Raw genomic sequence first — 23,194 nt, 5'->3', positions numbered from 1 at the left:
CCAATTCCTTAGCAGTCAGGCGGCGAGCGCCGTTCCACCTGCTGCCTTCTTCCATGCCGCCAGAAAGGCGGTAACGTCGTCATCGGTGGTGCCAGCGCCAAGGCTGACACGCACCGCCGAACCTGTGATCGATGCGTCGAGGCCCATCGCGGCCAGCACGGTATTTTCACCGATCTTGCCGGAGGTGCAGGCCGCACCGGAACTGATTGCGATGCCGTCGAGATCCATGCGGATCACCAGCGTCTCGGACGGTTTGCCCGGCATCGCGATGCATGATGTGTTGGCAATGCGCGCAACATTCCGGCCTATGATGACCGCTGCAGGCGTCTCGCGCATGACACCGGCCTCCAGCCTATCGCGCAGCACCTGCAGCCGCTCCGACGAGCGCTCGCATTCCCTCTGCACTTCGGCCGCTGCCGCACCGAACCCAGCAATACCAGCGACGTTTTCAGTGCCGCCACGGCGACGCCGCTCCTGCCCGCCGCCACGCACCAGCGCCGGCAGATTATTGCCGTCGCCAACGATGAGCGCACCAACGCCGCGCGGACCACCCAGTTTGTGGGCTGAAATCGTGAGCGTGTCGGCGCCGATATCGGAAAACTGAAACGGCAACCGTCCAACACCCTGCACAGCGTCAACATGGAACTGGATGCCGAGATCACGCGCCATATTGCCAGCTTTCGCCACCGGCTGAATAACGCCGGTCTCGTTGTTGGCCATCATGACGCTGAGCAGCACCCGCCGCGCATCCTGATGCCGTAACACCGCTTCGGCCAGAGCCTCCCTTGCCGCAGCAAGATCGACAACGCCATCGGTGGAAACCGGCAGCTTCATAATTTCCGCGCCGCTTGCCCCCGCCGGCGCAAGCACGGAATCGTGCTCGATATCGGCAACGCAGATGGCAGCCCAACCGGCCGCCATCACGCAATTGTTGGCTTCTGTCGCGCCGCTGGTGAACACAACCTCGCTGGGCGTGGCGCCTACAAGCGCGGCCACCTGCTCGCGTGCACCCTCGATGATCGTACGCGCGCGCCGCCCTTCAGCATGCACGGATGAAGCATTGCCCGGCGCATCTAGCGCCGCCAGCACTGCTTCGCGCGCGGCAGGCCGCAGCGGCGCCGATGCATTGTAATCGAGGTATGTACGCACCCGCGTCATTGGCCAGCGAACTCCGGTGCGCGTGCTGCGGGTACGGGTTGCTGAACCGGCTGTTCAGCCTTGACGCCGTACGCCAGCTTTTCCTGCGGAATGCCGTGCACCACTTCCGCCAGCGAGACGCCGGAGAGAAACGCCAGAATGTGCCCGCTGAGCGCATGCCACAGGCCGTGGGTCAGGCAGCGCTTGTCGCCAAGGCAGCCCGGCTCTTCGCTGTCATGACAACGGGTCAGCCGCGTTTCTTCTTCCACGGCGCGCAGAATATCGACGACGGGAATATCGGTCGCCGGGCGCGCCAGCGCGTAACCGCCACTGCGGCCGCGCGCGCTTTCCACCAGACCGGCGCGACGCAGGCGCAGGAAGATCTGCTCCAGATACGCAACCGACAGCCCCTGGCGCTCAGCGATGGCGGACAGCGGAATAGCGGATTCCGCGCCATACTTGGCGAGGTCTGCCATTGCCATCACGGCGTATCGGCCCTTGGTGTTCAGTTCCACGGTCGCATTCCTCCATGATCGCACCCAAATTCCGCATTTGGACGACCACTCAAGCCGCGTCATTCCGGCGCTTTCACTTGCAATTGGCACTGGGCCATGTGCTAAGAAGCGCCACCCGTTGCCAAAGCTGGGTTTCGAATAATTCGAGCCCAACTTTTCGAACGGTTCTAAAGTTTCTGGGAATATGAAAATTCCGAGCCCACAAGTCAAGGTTTGGGTTTGCCCGAATCCACGACATGTATTCAAGGGCCCTGCGGCGCGTTTACGCGCAGGCCGCCATCCGAAGCCCCGATAGAACTGGAATTGCGATGCCCGAATTGATCATCAATGGGCCGGCTGGCCGTCTGGAAGCCCGCTACCATCATGAACCGGCCAGCGATAGCCCCATCGCCCTGATTCTGCATCCGCATCCGCAGTTCGGCGGCACGATGAACAATCAGGTCGTCTACACGCTCTATCACACCTTCGTGGAGCGCGGCTTTTCGGTGCTTCGCTTCAACTTCCGGGGCGTGGGCCGCAGCCAGGGCATCTGGGACGGCGGCCCGGGCGAGCTTTCTGACGCCGCTTCTGCGCTCGACTGGCTCCAGATCGTCAAGCCGGACGCCAAGAGCTGCTGGATTGCCGGCGTATCGTTCGGCACCTGGATCGCCATGCAGTTGCTGATGCGCCGCCCCGAAGTTGCGGGCTTCATCTGCGTCGCTCCGCCGTCCAACCTGTATGACTTCTCGTTCCTCGCCCCCTGCCCCTCTTCGGGTTTGATGATCAACGGCGACAAGGACCGCGTCGTGCCGTCGAACTCCGTGGCGGATCTTTCCCAGCGCCTCAAGACCCAGCGCGGCATCAAGATCACCCATCAGGTGGTTCCGGGCGCCAATCACTTCTTCGAGAACAAGACCGACGAACTGAAGGACGCGGTCGGCACCTATCTCGATGAACGTCTGGTGCAGGCTGAGATCGATCGCGCCAACGAGAAAGAGCGCGAGAAGGAGAAGGAGCGCGAGCGTCAGCGCGCCCGTGAAACCGATCGCCAGGAGCCTGTGGCTGAGATCGAAGATATCGACGACGGCGCAGACGACGGCGACGACGATTGATACCTGGCCGGGAGAGCAGATGTTGCGGATCGTTGTAACAACGCTCGTTGCACTGCTTCTGCTGGCTCTTGTCGCGCTCGGCGCCGCCTACTGGTACTCAGTGCATCTACCGGGACAGAGCTTTGCAGGCCCTGTCCCGGCCGCCACGGAACAGGAACGGGCGCTCGCCGCCCGACTGCAACGCCACGTCGAGGCGATCGCGAGCGAACCGCACAATGTGGTTCATTACGGAGCGCTTGAACGGGCTGCTGCGTACATCGAAACCGAGCTTGCTGCGCTCGGATATACGCCGCAAGCGCAGGCGTGGGATGTCGACGGCAAATCCGTGCGCAACATCTCCGTTGAACTCGCCCCGCCGAACGCCAACGCCGATACGCCAACACTCGTGATCGGCGCCCATTACGATTCCTACGGCAACGCACCCGGCGCCAACGACAATGGCACGGGCTCAGCGGCGGTTCTCGAACTTGCGCGGCTGCTGAAGGATGCCCCGCTCGGCGGCAAACGCCTGCGGTTAGTGTTATTCGTGAACGAAGAGCCACCCTACGGCGGCACGCCCGACATGGGCAGTTATCGCTATGCCAAGGCGCTGAAGGAAAACGGCGAGAACGTCATCGGCATGATGTCGCTGGAAACCATCGGGTCATTTTCCGACGAGCCGGGTTCGCAGCAATACCCGTTTCCATTCAATCACGTGTTCGATGACGTCGGTAATTTCGTCGCCTTCGTAGCGCTGCCCGGTGGGCGCACCTTCCTGCATGACGTTGTGCGCAGCTTCCGCGCCGATACCGCGCTGCCATCGATCGGCGGCACGGCACCGGAATCCATCCCCGGCATCGCCTGGTCGGATCACTGGTCGTTTTACACCTTTGGCTATCCGGCGATCATGGTGACGGACACGGCGCCGTTCCGCTATCGGCACTATCACACAACTGAGGACACGCCAGACAAGGTCGATTACGACAAGCTGGCGCGCGTCACGTTTGGAATTGCAGCGGCCGCGCGTGACCAGTTGCGCTGACCACGGGCATTCCGCTCCGTGCTCGGCTCATCCGGCGTTCAAGGGACGTTACGGAACACGCCGCCTGACATCGGCCGCGCGACACCCGTTGTTTCGGGATAGGTTATTGGCAGCCCCAACTCCGCACGCACCGCCAGATAGGCCCACGCCTCCGCCTCAATAAAATCACCATTGAAGCCCAGCGCCTCCGCCGGAACGACGGCGTTCTCGACGTTGCCCGCAATGAGGCTCATCAGCGTCCGGTTCTTCCGGCCGCCGCCACACACGACCCAGATGGTCGGCTCCTCGGGCATGTGCTCGCGCGCACGCCCCACCGCGGCGGCCGTGAATGCAGCCAGCGTTGCAGCGCCATCCGCAACCGAAAGCCGGCTGGCCGGATCGGCCGAGAACGCGTTGCGATCAAGCGATTTTGGCGGCGGCGCGCCGAAGTAATTATGCGTCAGCAGATCACGCAGCACGTCTTCGTCACAGGCACCCTGCGCCGACCATCCGCCATCGGTATCGTGCGCTTCACCGGTGTGTTGCAGCATCCAGTCGTCGATCAGCGCATTGCCGGGCCCGGTGTCGAACGCGAGCAACCTGCCGCCGCGACCTACCCACGTGACGTTCGCCACGCCGCCGACATTGAGAAACGCCGCCGGCAGCTCCGGCACCTTTGCCGCCAGCGCGCGGTGATACACTGGCACCAGCGGCGCACCCTGGCCGCCCGCCGCAATGTCCGCTGCCCTAAGGTCGTATACGACGCTGATGCCCGTGCGCTCCGCCAGCAACCCGCCGTCGCCAAGCTGCACCGACAGCGCCTTCGCCGGATCATGCAGCACCGTCTGGCCGTGATAGCCGATAACGTCGATATGGCCGCTTTCCAGGCCGTTCTGGGCCAGGAACTGCGCCACAGCGGCTGCATTGAGCTCGGTCAGGGCTGTTTCCACCTCGGCCAGCGTGCCCGGCCGCTGAGCGCTGTCCGTCAGCCCCCGCGCCTCCACGATCGCAGCCCGCACCTGAGCCCTGATCTTGTCGGGATAGGGATACCCCGCCGCAGGCCCGTGCCGCAGCTCCCGGTCGCCATCGGTCCAGAGCAAAGCCACGTCGATGCCATCCATCGACGTGCCGCTCATCAGTCCCAATGCGCACCGCACCTTGCCCATGCTGTCCATCCGTTGCATGTTCCGCCCCGCCGCTGCTGCGGAACCCCGTGAAAGTGATAGCGAAGCGATGACCCAACTCAAATCCGACTTTCTGAAGATTCTTACCGAGCGTGGCTATATCCACCAGTGTTCGGATCTGGCCGCCGTTGACGATCTGGCCGCCAAGCGCGCCCTCATTGCCTATGTCGGCTATGACTGCACCGCTGCTTCGCTGCATGTCGGCCACCTATTGTCGATCATGATGCTGCACTGGCTGCAACAGACCGGCAACAAGCCGATTGCGCTGATGGGCGGCGGCACAACGCGCGTCGGCGATCCCTCGGGTCGCGACGAAACCCGCAAGATGCTGACCTACGAGCAGATCGACGCCAACAAGAATTCCATCCGCACCACGTTCGACAAGTTCATCCGCTTCGGCGATGGCCCAGGCGATGCTGTGATGGTCGATAACGCCGACTGGCTCACCAAGCTGAACTACATCGAGATGCTGCGCGACATCGGTCGCCACTTCTCGGTTAATCGCATGATGTCGATGGACTCGGTGCGCATGCGCCTTGAGCGCGAGCAGGAGCTGTCGTTCATCGAATTCAACTACATGATCCTGCAGTCGTACGATTACGTCGAGCTGTCGCGCCGCCTTGGCGCCAACCTGCAGATGGGTGGATCGGACCAGTGGGGCAACATCGTCAACGGCATCGACCTTGGCCGTCGCATGGGTACGCATCAGCTCTATGCGCTCACCTGTCCGCTGTTGACGACGTCGTCCGGCGCCAAGATGGGCAAGACCGCAGCTGGCGCTGTGTGGCTCAACGCCGATCAGCTGTCGCCGTATGACTACTGGCAGTTCTGGCGCAACACTGAGGATGGCGACGTCGAACGCTTCCTGAAGCTGTTCACCACGCTGCCGATGGATGAGATCGCCAAGCTTGCAGCGCTGCAGGGCTCGGAGATCAACGAGGCCAAGAAAACGCTGGCCACCGAAGCAACGGCGCTGATGCATGGTCGCGCGGCCGCTGAAGCCGCCGCTGAAACCGCGCGCCAGACGTTTGAACAGGGCGCATCGGCGGAAGGTCTGCCGACCATCGAAGTGCCGCGCGCCGATCTCAGCGCAGGCATCGGTGTGCTGGGTGCATTCGTGCAGGCAGGTCTCGTTAAATCGAACGGTGAAGCGCGACGCCAGATTCAGGGCGGCGGCCTCAAGGTCAACGACCAGACCGTGGCGGATGAGAAAGCTCTGCTGAACGAAGCCGACGTGACAGCTGACGGCGCGATCAAGCTGTCGCTAGGCAAGAAGAAGCATGTGTTGCTGAAGCCGGTCTGACACGAGCGGCATCGCTGTAATACACCCGAAAAAAGCATAGGGCGCGCTCACGAAGGCGCGCCCTTTTTTTGTTCCGACTGCTTTTGCTTCCAGCGACGTGCGCAACAGACGCTCAGCGTCGGCGCACCGGTGGCGCTACGGTTTGTGACGACCAGCCATCGACCGTTTCCCTGCCAACAACAGTTCCCGGCGCAGCAGTCACATTACCGGTATCCAGGCCGCCGCCAACGGTGCTTGACGCTTTCGCCCCGCCGCCGACATTGCCGCCCATATCGTCGCGACGTTGCACCTTCGGATTGAACGGCGTCATCTGGAAGATGTCGCGGAAGATGCCCGGCGCCAGCATGGAAAGCGGATTGACGATCACCTCCGGCCGATCCATCGATCCCTGGATGGCGAACGTCATGCCGGAAATGCCTTCGCACTTCGGTCCGGTGATGATCTGGCCGACCAGCGGAATTTCGCACAGCGCGCTGTTGAGGCCCTGCAACGGAACATACGTGCCGCCCAGGTTCATGCGCCGCATGGTGAAATCAACCTTGCCGCGCATCGTTGCGCCGAGCAGAGGCCCGCGCAACTGCGCGTCGTTCATAACAAACTGTCCGTAGCCGACTGAAAACAGCACGCGCATCAGCGAGAAGTCGAATACCTCGCGTGTCACGCGTTTGCCCTGGCGCCTGCCGGTGCCTTCGATTGCCGGGCGACCGTCATCGGCGGAACTGCTGAACACCTCGGCAACCACCGGATCGCCCAGAATGCGGAAATTCTCCGTCCACAGCGTGCCGGTTTTTTCAGCCGCGCCGCTGCCATCCAGGTTGACTTCCAACCGCACGCGTCCGCCCTGGATGTTGGGATAAAAGTCGATCAGCTTGAATGCCTGTCCGGCGTCGGTGGAATCGGCCAGCAGCTTGCGTTGTCCGCCCTCGTTGCGCAGCGTCACCGCCAGCGGCTTGCCGCCATCCAGAGTGCCACGCACATCCAGCGCGGTCAGCTTCTCGCCCCGCTTGGACGCCGTCATTTTCACGCTGCGATAACCGACCTCGCGAAAGCCGATGATGTTGTTGATCTCGGCATCGATATCGATGCCTTCCTGCGACTTCTGCTTCTTTGCCGCCTGCTGCTCCGCAAGCTGATCGAGCGAGAACAGCGCCCGGAAAAAGTCGCGGCCGTCCAGCGTTGGCCCCTTCGCCTTTATCTTCCAGACGTCATCGCTGCCGCGCATGCCGCGCACTTCCATCCGCGTGACGACATTGAGCGAGAAGTCCGGGAAGTAGAACTCGCGCAACCGGTTGTCAGCATCGATCGCTGCCCAGCCCTCGATGGCGATATCGTCGCCGGCCACTTTGAAATTCTGCAGTTCGGTTTTGTATTTCGTGCCCTTCGCGATGTCCGACTGCAAACGTGCAGGACGGCCCGCAGGCTTGCGCCAGGCAACGCCGTCGATGGTGAGCTCGGCGCCCGAGAGATCCGCGTGAAGCTGCACAACCGGGTCGGCGTTTTCCAGCAGCTTCACCGTCAACTCGATCGGCACTTCACCCTGCACCATGTCATTGATGTCGAGGCCCAAGTGGATGCGATCCGCATTGTCGAGCACCGCCTTGACGCGCAATGGCGGCTGCTTATCAAGCTCCGCATCGAAAATGCGCTGCCACGCCAGCTTGGCAAGCACGCCATTCACCAGCATCTGACCGTTAGCGCCAGCCGCCTTCTCGGTGATGTCGATGTCGAAGCTTGCGCTCTGCACCTGATAGGCGCCGAGGAACTGCTTGATGCGGCCGTCGCTGATCCGCGCCTTGCCTTCAACCTTCACCGCCGAAGCCGGCAGATCGGCCAGCAACGGCAGACCAATCTTGAACTTTGCGTCAACCTTCCCTTCGATGCCATCCCGGGGCAAACCGGTGTCATCAAGGAACGTGACGGGCGAGCGCTCCAACAGCGTGATGATGTCGGCAAGACCCGACTGCGAAGCAAACGCGATCTCGCCTGTCGGCACCTCGTTCATGATGCCAACCGCAGTGAAGCGTCCCGCTTGCAGCGGCACACCGCGGCCCTCGCCCAGCACGATTGAACCTTCCGGAACGTTGGCTTCGAGCGCGTCGTTTTCTATGCGCAATGTCGCGCGCGGAACCGCAACCGGAGGCAATGCATCCAGCACCCGCATCTCAAGGTCAGCGACGTCCATCGAGAACGAGAGCTGATGCTGCTCGGGCGCCACATCCTGATCGGGCAACATATGCGTGCCACTGAGAAAGCGGAAATTGCCGCCCAGAATGTTGCCGCGGTCAACCTGCTCGCCGACCCACTCGCGCGCTCCGGGCGCGACCGCCTTCGGCCACAACGCTTTCAGCGTGCCTAATGGCATCGCGCCGAATCCGCCCTCAAGGCGCGTGCTGGCTGGCTCGTCGCCAGTAACAAGATTGCCCTTGAGCGTGATCTCAGCGCCGCCGGCCCGCAGGCTGAAGTCGCTTATATCAACCTCACCGCTGTGCGGAATAACGCGTCCACGTGCGGCCCAGCGCTCCAACGCGACCGGCGCAACCTTGAACTCATCGGCCGCCAGCACCCCATCCTTTGCACCGACGTCGAAATCCCAAACCGGATGCTCGGCGTTCTCGTCAACGATCTTCGCACCGCCCTCAACGGTAACGCGGCTGCCGCGCCAACGCAGCGTTGACGGCAGTAGTGAAATCTTTTCGGCTGTGCCGTCATAGCTGAGACGGATCGAGCCGCCGTCGATATCCAACGGCGCTTCCGGCAGTGCCGGCAACCTCAGGCTGCCTGCACCCAGCGTGATCTGCAGCGCTGCTGTGCGCAGATCGCCATCGCTCGTGAGCTCAAGCCGCGCATCACCATCAACGGGCAGGTCCAGCGCGTGCAGCAGGCTGAGCTGAGGCAGTGCACCGGCGATCGTGCGCGGCACCAGATCACTGATCGACGCTTTGATCGCCAGTGTTCTGTTACGCTCCCGCTCATCGGTCTCAAATGTCACCTGCCACGGCAGACCGCCAACAGCGGCGATACTTGCCGTGCCGGAAATCACGCTGCGCATGCGCGCATGCGCCAGCCCGACCGTCAGACTTGGCACGCGCCATTCGGTCGTTTGGCCGCTGGATTCAACCAGCACGGTGGCATTGCGCAGACCAAATTCGCGCAGGAACGATGTTGCATCGAGCCGCTGGCGCGCGCGCGACGACATATCAGTGATGACACGCGCCAGGTCGATACGTTTCAGTGGCCCACTTGTCTCAGGAACTGTCGCCGCTGCGGACGCCTGCAAGCGCTGCGTCGGCTGCGTTGGAACAGCGGCAACCCGATCGTCGCGGCGCGCAGTGGCCTCGGTCAGTGTTGCTGCGTCAGCGCCCGCTTCGCTGCCATCTCCGTCTTGAACTTCCACCTTCGAAAAACTCAGCGCCAGGCCGCCGTCTTCCGAATAGAAAAGAAACAGCCGTGGCTCGATCAGCTCGATGCGTGCCGGCACCACGCGCATTGACCACAAAGCCTGCGTGCTCAGCTCAACCGCAGCGGACGGTGCCGACGCAACAACGTCGCCGTCGGCTTCATGCACGCGGATATTTCGCAGCCGAAACTCAAGCCCTCCGGTCCCGGACAGGCTCACAACAGCGTCGTCGATGCGCACCTTGTTGCCAGCAAGCTCCGCATTGATGCCTTGCTCGATCGGCTCAACGAGAAACTTCAGCGAAATCGGGCCATGGCTCAGGCGCACATAGCCAAGGCCGACAACTAGCAGCACCAGAATCAACACCGGAGCCAGGATGAAAACCACCCGTCCCACGCCATGCAGAACATGGTCGCAGGCCACAGCCGCAGTCACGACGCCGCGCTTCAGGCCCGACTTACGTTCTTCGGTTCGTGCCGGCTCGCCGGATTGATGGTGTGGTCTTCCGGTCGTTTGCAAACCTCGCCCCTCGACGGTTTCGGGATCTGTATCCCGACGCAAACAGCATTCGGCACCCGAAACGGAAACTGATGCGACACTTGCGCCACATCAACCTCAGATCGGCATCCCCAAATGCCGACCGCGTTCCGTCATACGGTTCGTTCTGTCACTGGTTTTGATCGATCGGCCATACCCTTGTGCTGTCCAAGACAGGCGGCTAAGCCTCGGGCCCACCAATCAATGATTTCAATGTACTGAAATCACCGTGCACGGGCAAAAGCGACAAAAGAAAGGCATCCCGATGACCCTCATTGAAGGCTCAAGCGCACCGGATTTTGCCCTGCCCGACAGCGAAGAAAAAACAGTTGCATTGACCCAGTTTCGCGGCCGACCGGTCGTGGTTTATTTCTATCCCAAGGATGATACGTCCGGTTGCACCGCTGAGGCGAAGGATTTCACCTGTCTCGCCACAGATTTCCAGCGTGCCGGTGCCGCAGTTCTCGGGATCTCGCCCGACAGCCCGGCCAAGCACCGCAAATTCATCCTCAAGCACGACCTTGGCGTGCATCTGCTGTCCGACGAAAACCATAGCGTGGCGGAGGCGTTCGGCGTCTGGGTCGAAAAGGCCATGTACGGTCGCAAATACATGGGCATCGAGCGTGCCACATTCCTGATCGATAAGGCCGGTAAGGTGGCGCGCATCTGGCGCAAGGTGCGGGTGCCCAACCATGCGGAAGAGGTGCTAGCCGCCGTGCGCGAGATGAATGGTTAGCCACGCCGTTGGTTACGATGCACACATTTTGTGCGCGCTGCCACACCGTGGCCGGTGATTCGATTCGGGATCTGTGCTTAGATGTTTGCTGGGGGGATCATACGGGGCCTAGCGGCGGCGTAACCCGATTATCCCATAGATAGGCCTCACCAATTTAACCGTGAAGCCGATTTGAAGTCGTGATCGTTGCGTCAAAGCAGAGGTGGTGCGCGTATGTTGCCGAATTTCAAGAGATCCGATTCCGAACCACCCAAGGTCAACCCAGGTTTCACGGCGGCAACGCCACTACCGCCTGTACCATCGCCTGCTCCGGTGCCAAGCGCCGCAGCCAGCCGTCCGATGGGGCTCAATCGGCCCGCTGAGCGCACGGCGCCGTCGGTGATCGGCACCGACCTCACCATCAGCGGCAACCTCGTCACCAAGGGCGAAGTTCAGATCGACGGCGAAGTGCAGGGCGATATTCAGGGCACCTATGTCGTGATCGGGGAAAAGGCACGCATCACCGGCAGCGTCGTTGCTGAGGAAGTTGTTGTGCGCGGCCACGTGATGGGCTCGGTGCGCGGACGCCGCGTGATGTTGCAAGCCTCCAGCCACGTTGAAGGCGACATCTTCCATCACGCGCTGGCAATTGAGCAGGGCGCATTTTTCGAGGGCAAATCCCGCCGCTCCGCCGACCCGACCGGCGATCCGCAGCCAGCCAAGCAGGATGCACCGTCGTCGCTTGCGGGTGCACCGCTCGGCGCTGCCCACGCACCGCTGCTGTAAGTCAACAAAACACGCGCGCCCGCAGGTCGGTACGATGCCTCTGCGGGCGCATGTTACGTTTAATCAAGCCCCGTTTGATTAAGCCCGGTACGAACCGGGATCGGCCAGCACGCGCACCTTTGGGCATCGCGGCCGTCGTTAGACCGCACAAGCCTTCAGGTTTAGCGCGCGTCTTGGATTGCTGCGGAGATCGCTAGCCCGCTCGCTGACAACCAGAGCAGCGACAGCACCCGCGTCCCACCCGACTACAACGGCGTTTCCGAGCTGCTTACGTATGCTGCGCCGAGGTCTGCAAACCACCCGCTCATCGGAATTTAGTCCGCGTGATCGACTTTGCAGTCTAGCGCGCAAGGTTGCAGAACCTCCGAACTAGCGCCCGCCTGCCCGCAGCAGTACCTACTCCGCTTAAAACGCACTCCAATTACGGGCCCGGATGCGAGAGCTGGCCTAGGCTCTATGTTGGCGCCGATGGCAGGAAAGCGCTCCAGACGGCTGCGAACCAACCGCGCCCAAAAAAATCGGCGGCGGGGCGCGCCTTCCAGCGCCGCCCGCCAGCCTTTAACCGTCAATCGAGGATCTGTTGCGCCCTCAATCTTCGTCACTATCGTCGTCGACATCTTCTTCGGCGTCTTCTTCCTCGTCGTCGTCGTCTTCCTCTTCTTCCTCATCATCGTCTTCGTCGATGATGCTTCTCAAGGTTTCGACGATCTGCATTTCGCCTTCTTCCTGCGACTCCACCAACCACTCGATGAGAATCGTATCACCCTGCTTGAACACAACCTTGAACGGCAGCTCTTCGTCGTCGACGGCGACGACATCGCCAGTGACAAATGCCATGGGGAACCTCCAAAACGCCATGCCGGACACGGTAACGACCATGCGCGACGGCGGAAACGTAATTAGGATTCGAAATATTTCGAGCGGTGTACACGTAGCAATTCTCCTGTGGAAAACTGCTTCGGAACACATTGCTGACGTAAGGATGGAAATGTGACGCCCGAGGTTGAAACCGTTGTCGTCGGTGGTGGCGTTATCGGCCTTGCCATAGCCCACGCGTTGGCCGAAGCGGGCCATGACGTTGTGCTGCTTGAACGCCACCCGATTGTGGGCAGCGAAACCAGCTCACGCAACTCTGAGGTCATCCATGCGGGTATTTATTATCCGCCGGGAAGCATGCGCGCGCAGCTGTGCGTCGCGGGCAAGGAAATGCTTTACCGCTTCTGTCTCGACAACGGCGTCACCCATCGCCGCTACGGAAAGCTGCTAGTCGCAACGCAACCGGCGGAACTGGAAAGACTTGAAGCGCTCGCCGCCTATGCGCAGGCCAATGGCGTATCCGATCTGCGACGACTTGCTGCCGACGAAGCACGCGCGCTTGAGCCTGAAGTTGCGTGCATCGCCGCGTATCTTTCGCCCTCCACCGGCGTCATCGACAGCCATGGTCTGATGCTTGCGCTGCAGGGGCATATCGAAACGCAGGGCGGCGCCATCGTTCTCAACACGGCGGTGAAAAGTGTCGAAGCCCGCAACGGTATTTTCACTCTGCAAACCATCAGTAATGGCAGCGAGGCAGGAATGCTGACGGCGCGCAACGTGGTGCTGGCGGCGGGTCTGAGCGGCTCGGAGCTCAGTGCCACGATGGCATGGCGCGACGGCTATAGCGTGCCGCAGACTTTCCCGGCGCGCGGCCACTATTACGCACTGACACGCCAGGCGCCGTTTCAGCACCTCGTCTATCCGATGCCGACCGGCGCCTGGCTCGGTGTACACCTGACGCTGGATGTTGCAGGCCGTGCCCGCTTCGGCCCCGATTGTGAATGGATCGACCGCGTCGACTATGCATTCGATGATCCGCACGGGGAGCGTCTGGCCCGCTTCGAACAGGAAATTCGGCGCTACTGGCCGGGACTGCCCGATGGGGCGCTCGCACCCGATACCATTGGCATCCGGCCCAAGATTTACCGCGAGGGCGAACCGGCGGCCGACTTCACCATTCATGGCCCACGCGATCACGGCGTCGATCGGCTTGTCGCCCTCTACGGCATCGAGAGCCCGGGCCTGACCTCATCATTGGCAATCGGCCAGCACGTTGCAGATCTGCTTTGCGGCGGCCGCGAACAGCCATAGATTATCCCGCTTTTGTCTGAATATTTGCGGACGGCATCACCGGACCTGCGCTGAGCCAGTGCTGGCTGCTGCATTTCTTTTGGGGATCTTGATGGCTCGCTTGTTCTTTGCCTCGCTGGTCACGGTGGGGCTGCTGTTCAGCATGGTCTGCGGCCTCATTCTGGCGCTGCTGGTTTTGACCGATCAGGTCAACCTTGGCTTCGCCATCGCAATCACCATCGTGCTCAACGCTATCATCTGGCTCGTCAGCCCATGGATCAGCGACCTGACGCTGCGTTGGTTCAACAAACTGCAGTTCATTGATGACGCCGAAGTAGCCAGTCGCTATCCGCACATTCATCAGTTGATCCATGACGTCGCCGCAGAATATCGCTTCAAGGCGCCGCGCATCGGCCTGATACCGGACCGCAATCCAACCGCGTTCACCTATGGCATCCTGCGATCCAACGCGCGCATCGTGGTGACCGACGGCATCTTCGAATTTCTCAACACCGATGAGCAACGGGCTGTGGTTGCGCACGAGCTTGGGCACATCGTGCACCGCGACTTCATCGTGATGACAGCCGCCGGAACACTGGTGCAGATCATGTATCAGATCTATGCCGCCGCGATGCGCTCCAGCCGTCAGGGCAGCTCCGGCAACAGCAAGAACAAGGGCGGTCAGGCGCTGGTCGGCATCGGCGCACTGATCGCCTACTATGTCGGCATCTACCTGCTGTATTATCTCAGCCGCACACGCGAATATCTGGCCGATGCATTTTCAGCGGAGCGTGTTGAAGGTCGCCATCTGGCTTCAGCGCTGGTGAAGATCGCCTACGGCATCGTCAAAGCCGAAGATACAGATGCAACGCAGTCACTGCTGCAAAGCACGCGGCACATGGGCGTCGTTGACGTGAAGAACGCGCGTTACTCTGGCCTTGAGGCCGAGAACGATCTTGATGACCCCGAGCGCGCTTCTGAAGCAATGCTGTTTGATGCGCATAACCCCTGGGCGCGGCTGATCGAGCTGAACTCAACCCATCCGCTGACCGGTCTGCGCATCGCGCATCTGGGCGACATAGCGCGCGCCAAAGCGCAGGCGTTCCCCTACTATGACCTGAAGGCTGCTGCGCAACGTGTGGGCCTGAACAAGGGCGCGCTGTGGAGCCGGTTCTGGTATGAGCTGGCCATTCTGCTGTTCCCGCTGGCGCTCGGCATTCTTGCCGCCGCATTGCAGGCGTGGGTCCTGGTCCCGGCCGCCATCGCCATCGGCGTGCTCGCAACATTACGTTTGCGCTATCCGCGCGGTGCGTCCCCCGCCACCACGGTTGCGAACCTGATGACCGATCCGACGGTATCGCCCGTCGTCGGCCGACCCGCGCAACTGACCGGCAAGGCCATCGGACGCGCCAACCCAGGCTTCATCGCCGGCGAGGACGTCATCTATCAGGATCGCACCGGCCTGGTGACCGCCGACTTCCGTTCCATGCTGGGCTTCATCGGCGATCTGTTCGCGGGCTGGAAGCGCGTGCCCAAACACATCGGCCAGGACGGACAGCTGCAGGGCTGGTTCCGCCGAGGCATGGGTGGCTATGTCATCATGCGGGAGATGTCGTCGACGGCGGGGACACTTCGCGCGCGGCCCTATTTCTGGCAGGCATTTCTGAGCGTGGCTGTCATTGTGGCCACCCTGTTCTTCTATTTCGCCAGTACGCAGTACACGCTCGATCCGGAAGCGCTGCGGATCGAGCGCACATTTGGCGAAGGCCGCTGATTAATGCCGCGGCCATGCGGGTCTGGCGGTTGCGGGCGCTCAATCGGCCACAGCCGCTGGCCGCATTGCAGCCCCAGCGCCCGGATAGATTGTCCCTGTCCGCGGATCATGCATAAAGGTGGCAAGGTCGCGGATTGATTTGCGAAGGGAAATCGGCCCATGCGGGCAATTGCACTTTTGGTTTCGGTTCTCGCCACTGTATTTCTCGCTGCTCCGGCGTGGTCCCAGGGGGCGGAACGCCTGAAGGGGTACTGGATCGACTCGCACGGTGAAGTCATCCTGCAATTCGGCGCCTGCGGACGCGAGCTGTGCGGGCGTGTGGCGTGGCTGCAGAAGCCGCGTGGCCCCGATCTCGGCCCCTTGCGCGACTTTCGCAATCCCAACGAGAAACTGCGCAATCGCTTCGTATGCGGCCTCACCGTCGTCACCGGCTTCAAGCGGCAGCCCGACGGCACGTGGGCGGACGGCAATGTCTATGTGCCCGACCATGGCATGAACTTTTCCGGCTATGCGGAAGTGCTTGGCCCGACCAAGGTGAAGGTGACGGGCTATGTGCTGCTGCCGATGTTCGGCACCTCCGAGGTGTGGACGCGTATGCCGCGCACGCCGCCATCATGCGAAGAACAGGCGAAGATGATTGCGGATGGCACGTGGTCAACTGACACATCCGCATGGCCGTCCAGCCGCTGATGATCGTTCGGCACGGCGCAACCGCGCCGTGGGCAGATCAATTGCAACGGAATGTGATCGCTACGATCTGATTACATCTTCGTAAGACAACAGCGGTGCACGCACGGCGCGCTGCGCTGCCTTTCGTCGCGTTCAAAAACGCGCGAGCCCTGATTCCACGCGCAATTTGGCGACGCAGCGTTCCATCCGGCACAGCGCTATGCACGCAATGGTTATAACGAGCGACGCAATGCATGCCGCTGCGTCGACTTGCATACGCCTTTTATTTCCCATACTTGGGACCAATAACGGATAGAGGCGTTCTGCCCGCTGCAAACGCAGGAAGGCTTCAGGAGAACTCTATGCGCAAGCATTCAATGGCAGCTTCGGTTGCATGGGTTGGCGCGGCTTTAGTTGCCGCGACGGCCATGTCGGCACCGGCGCGTGCCGATACCAATCCGGCACTCGGCCTGTGGGTCGATCACACCGGCCGAGGCGCTATCGAAATCACGGAGTGCGGCGGCAAGCTCTGCGGTCATGTCGCGTGGCTGAAGGATCCGCAATTTTCCGATCAGTGCGGCAAGCAGATCATCGGCAACGTGCAGCCGGTGGGCAAGAACAAGTGGGATCGCGGCTGGATCTTCGATCCGGAGCGCGGCAAGAAGTTCGATGTCGAGCTGACGCTGCTGCGTGAAGATCGCATGCGGGTGAAGGGCTATGCGGGCCTCAAATGGTTGAGCGAAAGCCACACCTGGAAGCGTGCGCCGGCGGACATGCAGAAGTGCGGCACGGTGGACAACGGCGAGACGACGGCGGCCGCTCCTGCGGCGGCATCGCCTGGCACCGACGCGAAGTCGGCGGCGGCGGCTCCTGGTCCCGCGCCGGCGAACGGCGCCAGCGATCGCGCAATCGATCAGGCGGACGGTTCGAAATCCGATGCCACGGGCAAGCAGCAGCGTGCGGCCGATGGAGCTAAGGCCAGCAAATCCGCCGAAGCAAAGTCGGCCAACCTCTCGCCGCCGAATGTCGGTCAGAACAACAGCGGCAAGGATGGCGTCACGATCTTGAATGCTCCGGACGCAGCAGCGGAGCAACCGGACCGCGCTTCAAAGCAAGCTGGCACCCAGCGCAACCCGGCTGGCGGATCGCGTGACGGCGATGCCCCGCGCACCGCAAGCCGTGCAGATGAAGCGCGCCCCGACGACGACCAGCGCGACAACACCAAATCAGCGCAGCGCGACCGTGAGCGCGATCAGGACCGCATGGCGCGCTCAGATGAGCTTGACGAATACGGCGATGAATCCGATGAGCCGCCGCGCCGTGGCCGTGTGCTGGCGCGCCTGATGGAAAAGCTGGAAAGCGGCGATGGTCCGGTGAAGTTGCGCCGCTCGGGCCGCAACTGCAGCGTCGAGGTTCCCTATGCAGGTGTGATCTCGTTCCCGTGCGAACGTCAGTAACGCGGCCAACAGATACACACAGCAAAACTTGCACCGATCAAAGCAAAGCCCGCGGAGCAATCTGCGGGCTTTGTTCTTTGTAGCGGAGCAGGTGCGCGGCGCTGGCCGCAACTACAGCGGACGGCCGAGAAACACCAGCTCATGGCCGTTTCTAAGCGTCGTTGCCTGCTGACTGAATCCGGTGCGCTGATAAAAGCGTACATTGCGGGCATCGGATGATGTCACGACATGCATGCCGGGCGCGCCGGCCTGCGCGGCGGCAGCGGCAAACGCTTCAATCAGCAGCGCGCCGACACCACGGCTTCGGAACTGCGGCGCCAGATTGACATGCAGATGGGCGGGAAAGCGCTCGGCCGCCGCGTGGAAATCGTCAAACGATGTCGGCTCGTCTATGGCGCCGACGAGATACCCGGCGATGTCGCCGTCACTGGTGATAGCCAGATAGGTCCACTGCGGATACTCGCGCAGATAGCGCCCGAACCAGCGGTCGCGGAACTGGGCGCGCACCTCGTCATCGGCGAATGACTTGGTGCCGCTCGCCTCGAAGAAGATGGCGTCCAATTCAGCGTGCAGTTGCTCGCGGTGAGGAATCTCAACCCAGCGCACGATGCGCGTTGTCGCGTTCTTGTCGCCCACGTCACTCTCGCGGTGCTGTGCCGGCACCCGCCAGCGGACAGATTGGAAGAGCCGGCGGAATAACCGGCCCTGCCATTGTCGCGGAGCTGGGCTTAATAATCTTCAACGCAGGCGTAATAGCGATCCCACCAGTAGGCGCTGCGCGTCGTCAACGCCCGCTCACGGAACCAGCGGCACTCATCAAACCCGAACCCGCTGCCATAGTAGGAATAATAGCCATAGGGCGCGTAGAAGCCGCCGCCATAGGGCGGACGCGGGCGGAAATGGGGAGGTCTGCCGGGGCGTCCGGGGCCAGCATGTCCGGGCCTGCCGGGTCGGATGCCCGGACCACCGCCATGGCGCGGACCACGGGGACCGGCAAATCCACGGCCGCCGCCGCGAGGACCGGCCATGCCGCGCCCTCCGCCGCCAGGCCCACGTCCCATTGCCCCACCGCCACCACGCGGGCCACCGGGCCCGGCCTGCACCGGCAAAATATTATCGGCTGTGACTACGGATTGCTGCAGTGCTGAAACCGGCAACGCCTGCGCCGGCGCGAACATGAATATCGTCCCGCACAAACCAGCTATCGCCCCGCATGCATACATTGCACGCTTCATCACACGCCTCCCGCCGGCCGCACGTCGGGCCCGCTTCAATTCATAATGGATTTACTATAGGTGGCGACGCGTCGGCAGCTTGCAAGGCCACGCGCAAGATGGTGCGGAGATGTGTGACCGCAAAAGCGTGGGGCCGCACCTGCCCGAAGTCGGCGCACATACCTAGCGCCCAGGCCGCGCCCATAGTTCAAGCGGCCGCCCTACTGCAGACAGGCGCGATAGCGCGTCCACCAGTTGCTGTTCTTGGTTGCGATGGCGCGCTGAGCATAACGCCTGCACGACGATGGCGAGCGATCCCGATCGCTATAGTAGCGGTAGTCGTAGGGTTCGCGTCGCGCGCCGCCGGAGGTATCGGGCCGTTTGATGCCGGGCGTCTGAATGCCAGGGCTGCGTAGCGTCGGCGTGCGCGATTTCATAACGCCATAGCCGCCCGCACCCGGTCGATGCGCATCGCTGGCGTAAGGCTGCTTGGGAGCCGCCAGAATCGCACCGCCATGCAGCGCCGCAGCCGCGGTAAGCAGCGCAACGGCAAGACCTCCAGACACATGCACCGCATCTCTCCTGACAGTTGCACGATCACCGACATCGGATCTGGGAGCCCGCTGCCGGGACCGCCCGTCGCCCTTACGAGCCTATGATCCAACCGTCATATGGGATGTAAACGTGCGCTGTCGAAATGCAACGTAATGCGGGAAATTAGGCCGGTCCGCTGGCGCCATAGTCGTCATGGATGTCGCCGTAATCCTCAGCCGCGGGCTGCAACGGCACTTCGCCATAATTCGGGCTGAACGGCTGGGTGGGGTCATCCTCGCGGGTGAACATGCGCTGACGCGGCGGGCGCTGCGCTTCCAGGCCATCGTCCTCAAGCTCGACCGACGGCCACAGTGGGCGCGGGGGTGGCTGCGCAACAAAGGCGCTGACGAGACCGCTGTTTGCCTGCGGTGCAGGCGCGCTGCTGCATCCACCGAGCACCAATGCGGAGCAGGAAAGCAGGAGCGCCACGCGGGCGCACGACGCTCCTGATTTGGCCTTACTCCGACCAGTACGCATGAATACGGATACAGAACGCCATACTGACTGGTTACGCCACATGGGGACACGCCTTTCAACGAACGCGACTGTCCCTGAGTATGGGCTGGCATAGTTAATGGCGACCTAACCGGCGTGCCATTTTCGAACTTTTATGACGTAAACGGATTTTAACGCTTCAGGTCCGACGTGCGCACTTTCACGCTGCAACGCGCAGCACATTACTGGCGCCCAATCCGTTGAACACTGCCTGCACAGCAATGGCAGCAAGCAGAATGCCGAACACCCGCATCAACACGCGCTGCGCCGTGATGCCGATCATGTGATTGACCTGATGCGATGCCAGTAGCAGCACCAGCGTGATGGCCATCACCAATGCAAGGCCGCCAACTGTTGCGGCGAGCGCGAGCGGATCGTTCTCGGTATTTGCAGCGAGCAGAATGCCAGCACTCATTGCGCCCGGCCCCGCGAGCAGCGGCATCGCCAACGGAAAAACCGCAATGTCGTCCTTGGTGTGCGCCTCTTCATCTTCAGGCTGACTAAGCTTGAAAGCGCTTGTTGGCTTCGCGAAAATCATGTCGAGCGCAATGATGAGCAGTATCACACCACCCGCAGTTTGCAGGGCTGCAATGCTGACGCCCAGCTCATCCAGCAACGTGCGACCGAGCAGCGTGAACACCAGCAGCAGCACGCTTGCGATAGCAGTTGCGCGCAATGCAATCGCCGCGCGTTCCTCGCGCGCCATCTTGGGCGTGAGCGTCGCAAACAGCACGGCGGTTTCAACCGGGCCGACGGTTGCGAAGAATGTCGTGAAACTGGTCAGCAGAAATTCAAACATCGCCCTGCCTCTTGCAACGGCATCTGCCTGCCCGCGCCGTACGGATTTTCAGCGATTGTCAGCAGCCGCCAGCACAGGCTGCTAACATGCTACAATTATGAAACAAATTCGTTGTCAGCGAATTTTGCCCGACTATCCTTTTGAAGGCTGAGTCCAGGAACCTCTGAGCGAACTTTGGGGGACATCATGTACGAGCCTGAAATTTCCCGACTGTTGAAAGGCTATAGCCTGACCACTGCCGAAATCCTCTACCGACTGCCCGATCATCCGGCTTTGCTGCAAAGCTACATCTGGCAGGATTACGATTTGCACCCGCGCTTTCCGAAGCTGAAAGGCTTTCTCGACTTTTGGAGCGCGAAGCTGGAAGGCAAGCTTTTCAAGGTAACGGTATCGCACAGCAAGCTGCTGTCACCGGCAGAGGTGCGTCTCGTCGACGCCGAATACAAGGTGCACTGAATGCCTGAAGCGCACGTGTTATGCCGCACTCGTCAGCATCAACACTCGCTCTAACATCAAGCGCTCTGGCATCAAGCTCAGGGGGTGAAGGGAAAGAATACCCCTTCGCTCCACACGCCGAAGTTTGGTTCGCCAGCATCTGGTTCGCGGGCATCTGTGGTGCCCACTGGCGCCTCAACGGCAAGGGCGGCCAGATCATGTACCAGCGATCGCGTCACCAGCGCCTCCAGGCGGCCGCGCACGAGCAGATACGGTTTTAAGCCACCGCTGCCTTTTTCCTCAACGAAGTGCAAAGGATGTACCGGGCCGCACACGACCCAGTCGTCAAGGTTGGTTCGGAACGACAGCCTTTGGGCCTCCCCCTCACCTTCGACTTGCATATCGACAGCGAGGAACGGCGCGTCCTCAACCTCGATGGCGATCTTCTCAGCCGGGGTAACAAGATAGGTGCGCCCGTCAGTGTCCTTGCGCAGCACGCTCGCGAACAGGTTCACCAGCTCCGGGCGCCGGATCGGGCTGCCTTGATAGAGCCATGTACCATCGCGGAGGATTTTGAGGCCGATGTCGCCGCAATAGGGCGGATTCCAGCTTTCGACCGGCGCGCAACGCTGCCCCTGCGGCAGTGCCTTCAAAACATCTTGAAGTTTGCCAATATCACCCAAGCGCAGATGCCTTCCGGTTGCCTCGATGCCCGGCTCCGCTTATGCCTCGGCCCGATAGATATATGGCTGCGCGATCGTGCTTTGGAGCCTGTGACAGCCTGATCGAAGGGCCTAAAGCCATTCTACTTACCCCCAATCTAACGTAACATTCACTTGACCCACGGCATGGCCGCCTCAATCGTCGTAGCTGGTAAATCCTGTTAAGATCCCACCATCAACAGCTTCGCGTCAGCAGCGATACGGCACGAACCACCGCCATACGCCGAACAGCACAACTCTAGACCGACAAGCGAGCCAATCGCCATGAGCACCGTCACCGACACGCAGGCCGACATTGTTCCACGCCTAGAGGCGGCCTCGGAGCGCGTTCAGCGCGCACACAAGGCGGCCGCATCCGTGATTTTCGGCCAGGATGTCGTCATTGAACGGACGCTGGTTACAATCCTCTCCGGTGGTCATGGCCTGCTGATCGGCGTGCCCGGTCTTGCCAAGACGCTGCTGGTCGAAACGCTGGGCCGCGTGCTCGGGCTGGACGCCAAGCGCGTGCAGTTCACCCCCGACCTGATGCCATCCGACATCATCGGCTCGGAAGTGCTGGAAGACATTCCCGGCAAGGCGCGCTCGTTCCGGCTGGTGAAGGGCCCGATCTTCACGCAGCTGCTGATGGCCGACGAAATCAACCGCGCATCGCCGCGCACGCAGTCGGCACTGCTGCAGGCGATGCAGGAGCATCACGTCACCGTCGCCGGTGTGCGCCATGACATCCCCTCGCCGTTCCACGTGCTGGCGACGCAGAATCCGCTGGAGCACGAAGGCACCTATCCGCTGCCCGAAGCGCAGCTCGACCGCTTCCTGCTGCAGATCGACGTGACCTATCCCGATCTGCTGGCCGAGCGGCGCATGCTGTTCGCCACCACCGGCACCGACGACCGGCAGCTTGAGTCCGTGCTGTCCGGGCCGGAGCTGATGAGCATCCAGCGCCTCGTGCGTCAAATCCCTGTGCCGGACAAGGTCGTCGATGCGATCTTGAAGCTTGTACGTTCGGCGCGTCCCGGTACTGGCGCCAACGAGCAAACCGATCGCTATGTGGCCTGGGGCCCCGGCCCGCGCGCCAGCCAGGCGTTCATGCTTGCCGTGCGCGCCAAGGCGCTGATCGATGGACGCCTTGCACCGTCAGTCGATGACGTCGTCGCGCTGGCCGATCCGATCCTGAAACACCGCATGGCGCTGACGTTCGCGGCACGCGCAGAAGGCAAGGATCTCGGCAGCATCATTGCGCAGCTCGCGGCGGCGGTGGAGTAAC

22 protein-coding genes are annotated in these 23,194 nt (G+C 61.9%); 11 read left to right on the top strand and 11 right to left on the bottom strand.

The genetic code is table 11. From position 1 onward, the window contains the following. Nucleotides 1-15: 15 nt before the first annotated feature. A complete protein-coding gene (locus C6Y62_RS14110; RefSeq protein ID WP_246274743.1) occupies nucleotides 16-1,158 on the bottom strand; it encodes a cysteine desulfurase family protein in 1,143 nt (380 codons plus the stop codon). Then, complete coding sequence (locus tag C6Y62_RS16515; RefSeq protein ID WP_338074347.1) at nucleotides 1,155-1,652, bottom strand: Rrf2 family transcriptional regulator; 498 nt, start codon at nucleotides 1,650-1,652, stop codon at nucleotides 1,155-1,157. The genes C6Y62_RS14110 and C6Y62_RS16515 overlap by 4 nt, the downstream gene beginning before the upstream one ends. A 308-nt stretch (nucleotides 1,653-1,960) precedes the next feature. Here C6Y62_RS16515 and C6Y62_RS14105 point away from each other — a divergent pair, with 308 nt between their 5' ends. Both C6Y62_RS14105 and C6Y62_RS16680 read left to right on the top strand, forming a co-directional pair. Continuing rightward, nucleotides 1,961-2,743 carry an alpha/beta hydrolase gene (locus C6Y62_RS14105; RefSeq protein WP_173954466.1) on the top strand — a complete coding sequence of 261 codons (783 nt, stop codon included), beginning with the start codon at nucleotides 1,961-1,963 and terminating at the stop codon, nucleotides 2,741-2,743. A 19-nt stretch (nucleotides 2,744-2,762) separates the two neighbouring features. Beyond that, nucleotides 2,763-3,764, top strand: coding sequence for a M28 family peptidase (locus tag C6Y62_RS16680; RefSeq protein ID WP_173954465.1), 1,002 nt, complete (start codon nucleotides 2,763-2,765; stop codon nucleotides 3,762-3,764). Nucleotides 3,765-3,802: 38 nt separating this feature from the next. On the opposite strand, the gene C6Y62_RS14095 is transcribed toward C6Y62_RS16680, so the two are convergent. After that, nucleotides 3,803-4,909: an anhydro-N-acetylmuramic acid kinase gene (locus C6Y62_RS14095; RefSeq protein ID WP_173954612.1), complete on the bottom strand. Its 1,107-nt coding sequence runs from the start codon at nucleotides 4,907-4,909 to the stop codon at nucleotides 3,803-3,805. 67 nt (nucleotides 4,910-4,976) lie between these two features. On the opposite strand from C6Y62_RS14095, the gene tyrS reads away from it, so the two are divergent. Next, nucleotides 4,977-6,230 (top strand): tyrosine--tRNA ligase, encoded by a 1,254-nt coding sequence (gene tyrS / locus C6Y62_RS14090; RefSeq protein ID WP_173954464.1) that lies wholly within the window; start codon nucleotides 4,977-4,979, stop codon nucleotides 6,228-6,230. 112 nt (nucleotides 6,231-6,342) lie between these two features. Here the strand turns inward: tyrS and C6Y62_RS16770 are convergent, their stop codons facing one another. Then, a complete protein-coding gene (locus C6Y62_RS16770) occupies nucleotides 6,343-10,062 on the bottom strand; it encodes a YhdP family protein (RefSeq protein WP_198491358.1) in 3,720 nt (1,239 codons plus the stop codon). Nucleotides 10,063-10,429: 367 nt separating this feature from the next. On the opposite strand from C6Y62_RS16770, the gene bcp reads away from it, so the two are divergent. After that, nucleotides 10,430-10,900 carry a thioredoxin-dependent thiol peroxidase gene (gene bcp / locus C6Y62_RS14080; RefSeq protein WP_173954462.1) on the top strand — a complete coding sequence of 157 codons (471 nt, stop codon included), beginning with the start codon at nucleotides 10,430-10,432 and terminating at the stop codon, nucleotides 10,898-10,900. 339 nt (nucleotides 10,901-11,239) lie between these two features. Next, nucleotides 11,240-11,665, top strand: coding sequence for a bactofilin family protein (locus tag C6Y62_RS14075; RefSeq protein WP_246274741.1), 426 nt, complete (start codon nucleotides 11,240-11,242; stop codon nucleotides 11,663-11,665). A 588-nt stretch (nucleotides 11,666-12,253) separates the two neighbouring features. On the opposite strand, the gene C6Y62_RS14070 is transcribed toward C6Y62_RS14075, so the two are convergent. After that, complete coding sequence (locus tag C6Y62_RS14070) at nucleotides 12,254-12,502, bottom strand: hypothetical protein (RefSeq protein WP_173954460.1); 249 nt, start codon at nucleotides 12,500-12,502, stop codon at nucleotides 12,254-12,256. A 153-nt stretch (nucleotides 12,503-12,655) separates the two neighbouring features. Here C6Y62_RS14070 and C6Y62_RS14065 point away from each other — a divergent pair, with 153 nt between their 5' ends. The 4 genes from C6Y62_RS14065 (at nucleotide 12,656) to C6Y62_RS14050 (ending at nucleotide 17,671) form a co-directional block, all read left to right on the top strand. Then, a complete protein-coding gene (locus C6Y62_RS14065; RefSeq protein WP_173954459.1) occupies nucleotides 12,656-13,792 on the top strand; it encodes an FAD-dependent oxidoreductase in 1,137 nt (378 codons plus the stop codon). Between the two features lie 91 nt (nucleotides 13,793-13,883). Then, entirely contained in the window at nucleotides 13,884-15,545 is a 1,662-nt protein-coding gene (locus C6Y62_RS14060) for a zinc metalloprotease HtpX (protein WP_173954458.1), read from the top strand. A 159-nt stretch (nucleotides 15,546-15,704) separates the two neighbouring features. Continuing rightward, entirely contained in the window at nucleotides 15,705-16,235 is a 531-nt protein-coding gene (locus C6Y62_RS14055) for a DUF2147 domain-containing protein (RefSeq protein WP_173954457.1), read from the top strand. Nucleotides 16,236-16,576: 341 nt separating this feature from the next. After that, complete coding sequence (locus C6Y62_RS14050) at nucleotides 16,577-17,671, top strand: DUF2147 domain-containing protein (protein WP_173954456.1); 1,095 nt, start codon at nucleotides 16,577-16,579, stop codon at nucleotides 17,669-17,671. 111 nt (nucleotides 17,672-17,782) lie between these two features. On the opposite strand, the gene C6Y62_RS14045 is transcribed toward C6Y62_RS14050, so the two are convergent. From C6Y62_RS14045 to C6Y62_RS14025, 5 genes are all read right to left on the bottom strand, one after another. Then, the gene (locus C6Y62_RS14045; RefSeq protein ID WP_173954455.1) at nucleotides 17,783-18,307 is read right to left on the bottom strand and encodes a GNAT family N-acetyltransferase; all 525 of its coding nucleotides are present in this window, start codon (nucleotides 18,305-18,307) and stop codon (nucleotides 17,783-17,785) included. Between the two features lie 92 nt (nucleotides 18,308-18,399). Then, the gene (locus C6Y62_RS16240; RefSeq protein WP_198491357.1) at nucleotides 18,400-18,699 is read right to left on the bottom strand and encodes a hypothetical protein; all 300 of its coding nucleotides are present in this window, start codon (nucleotides 18,697-18,699) and stop codon (nucleotides 18,400-18,402) included. Between the two features lie 407 nt (nucleotides 18,700-19,106). Further along, the gene (locus tag C6Y62_RS14035) at nucleotides 19,107-19,457 is read right to left on the bottom strand and encodes a hypothetical protein (RefSeq protein ID WP_173954454.1); all 351 of its coding nucleotides are present in this window, start codon (nucleotides 19,455-19,457) and stop codon (nucleotides 19,107-19,109) included. 145 nt (nucleotides 19,458-19,602) lie between these two features. Continuing rightward, on the bottom strand, nucleotides 19,603-19,908 hold the full coding sequence (locus tag C6Y62_RS14030; protein ID WP_173954453.1) for a hypothetical protein: 306 nt from the start codon (nucleotides 19,906-19,908) through the stop codon (nucleotides 19,603-19,605). A 226-nt stretch (nucleotides 19,909-20,134) separates the two neighbouring features. Further along, on the bottom strand, nucleotides 20,135-20,773 hold the full coding sequence (locus C6Y62_RS14025) for a MarC family protein (RefSeq protein WP_068464972.1): 639 nt from the start codon (nucleotides 20,771-20,773) through the stop codon (nucleotides 20,135-20,137). 186 nt (nucleotides 20,774-20,959) lie between these two features. Here C6Y62_RS14025 and C6Y62_RS14020 point away from each other — a divergent pair, with 186 nt between their 5' ends. After that, nucleotides 20,960-21,229, top strand: a complete 270-nt coding sequence (locus C6Y62_RS14020) for an usg protein (protein WP_068464975.1) — start codon at nucleotides 20,960-20,962, stop codon at nucleotides 21,227-21,229. Between the two features lie 77 nt (nucleotides 21,230-21,306). On the opposite strand, the gene C6Y62_RS14015 is transcribed toward C6Y62_RS14020, so the two are convergent. Then, on the bottom strand, nucleotides 21,307-21,891 hold the full coding sequence (locus tag C6Y62_RS14015; RefSeq protein ID WP_420844169.1) for a DUF1285 domain-containing protein: 585 nt from the start codon (nucleotides 21,889-21,891) through the stop codon (nucleotides 21,307-21,309). Nucleotides 21,892-22,194: 303 nt separating this feature from the next. Here C6Y62_RS14015 and C6Y62_RS14010 point away from each other — a divergent pair, with 303 nt between their 5' ends. Further along, the gene (locus C6Y62_RS14010) at nucleotides 22,195-23,193 is read left to right on the top strand and encodes an AAA family ATPase (protein ID WP_068464982.1); all 999 of its coding nucleotides are present in this window, start codon (nucleotides 22,195-22,197) and stop codon (nucleotides 23,191-23,193) included. Nucleotide 23,194: the final 1 nt, after the last annotated feature.

The sequence above is a fragment of the Hyphomicrobium sulfonivorans genome, from assembly GCF_013306565.1.
Taxonomy (GTDB): Bacteria; Pseudomonadota; Alphaproteobacteria; order Rhizobiales; family Hyphomicrobiaceae; genus Hyphomicrobium_A; species Hyphomicrobium_A sulfonivorans.
The sequence above is the reverse complement of the archived record's forward strand: the minus strand, read 5'-3'. Positions and strand labels throughout refer to the sequence as shown.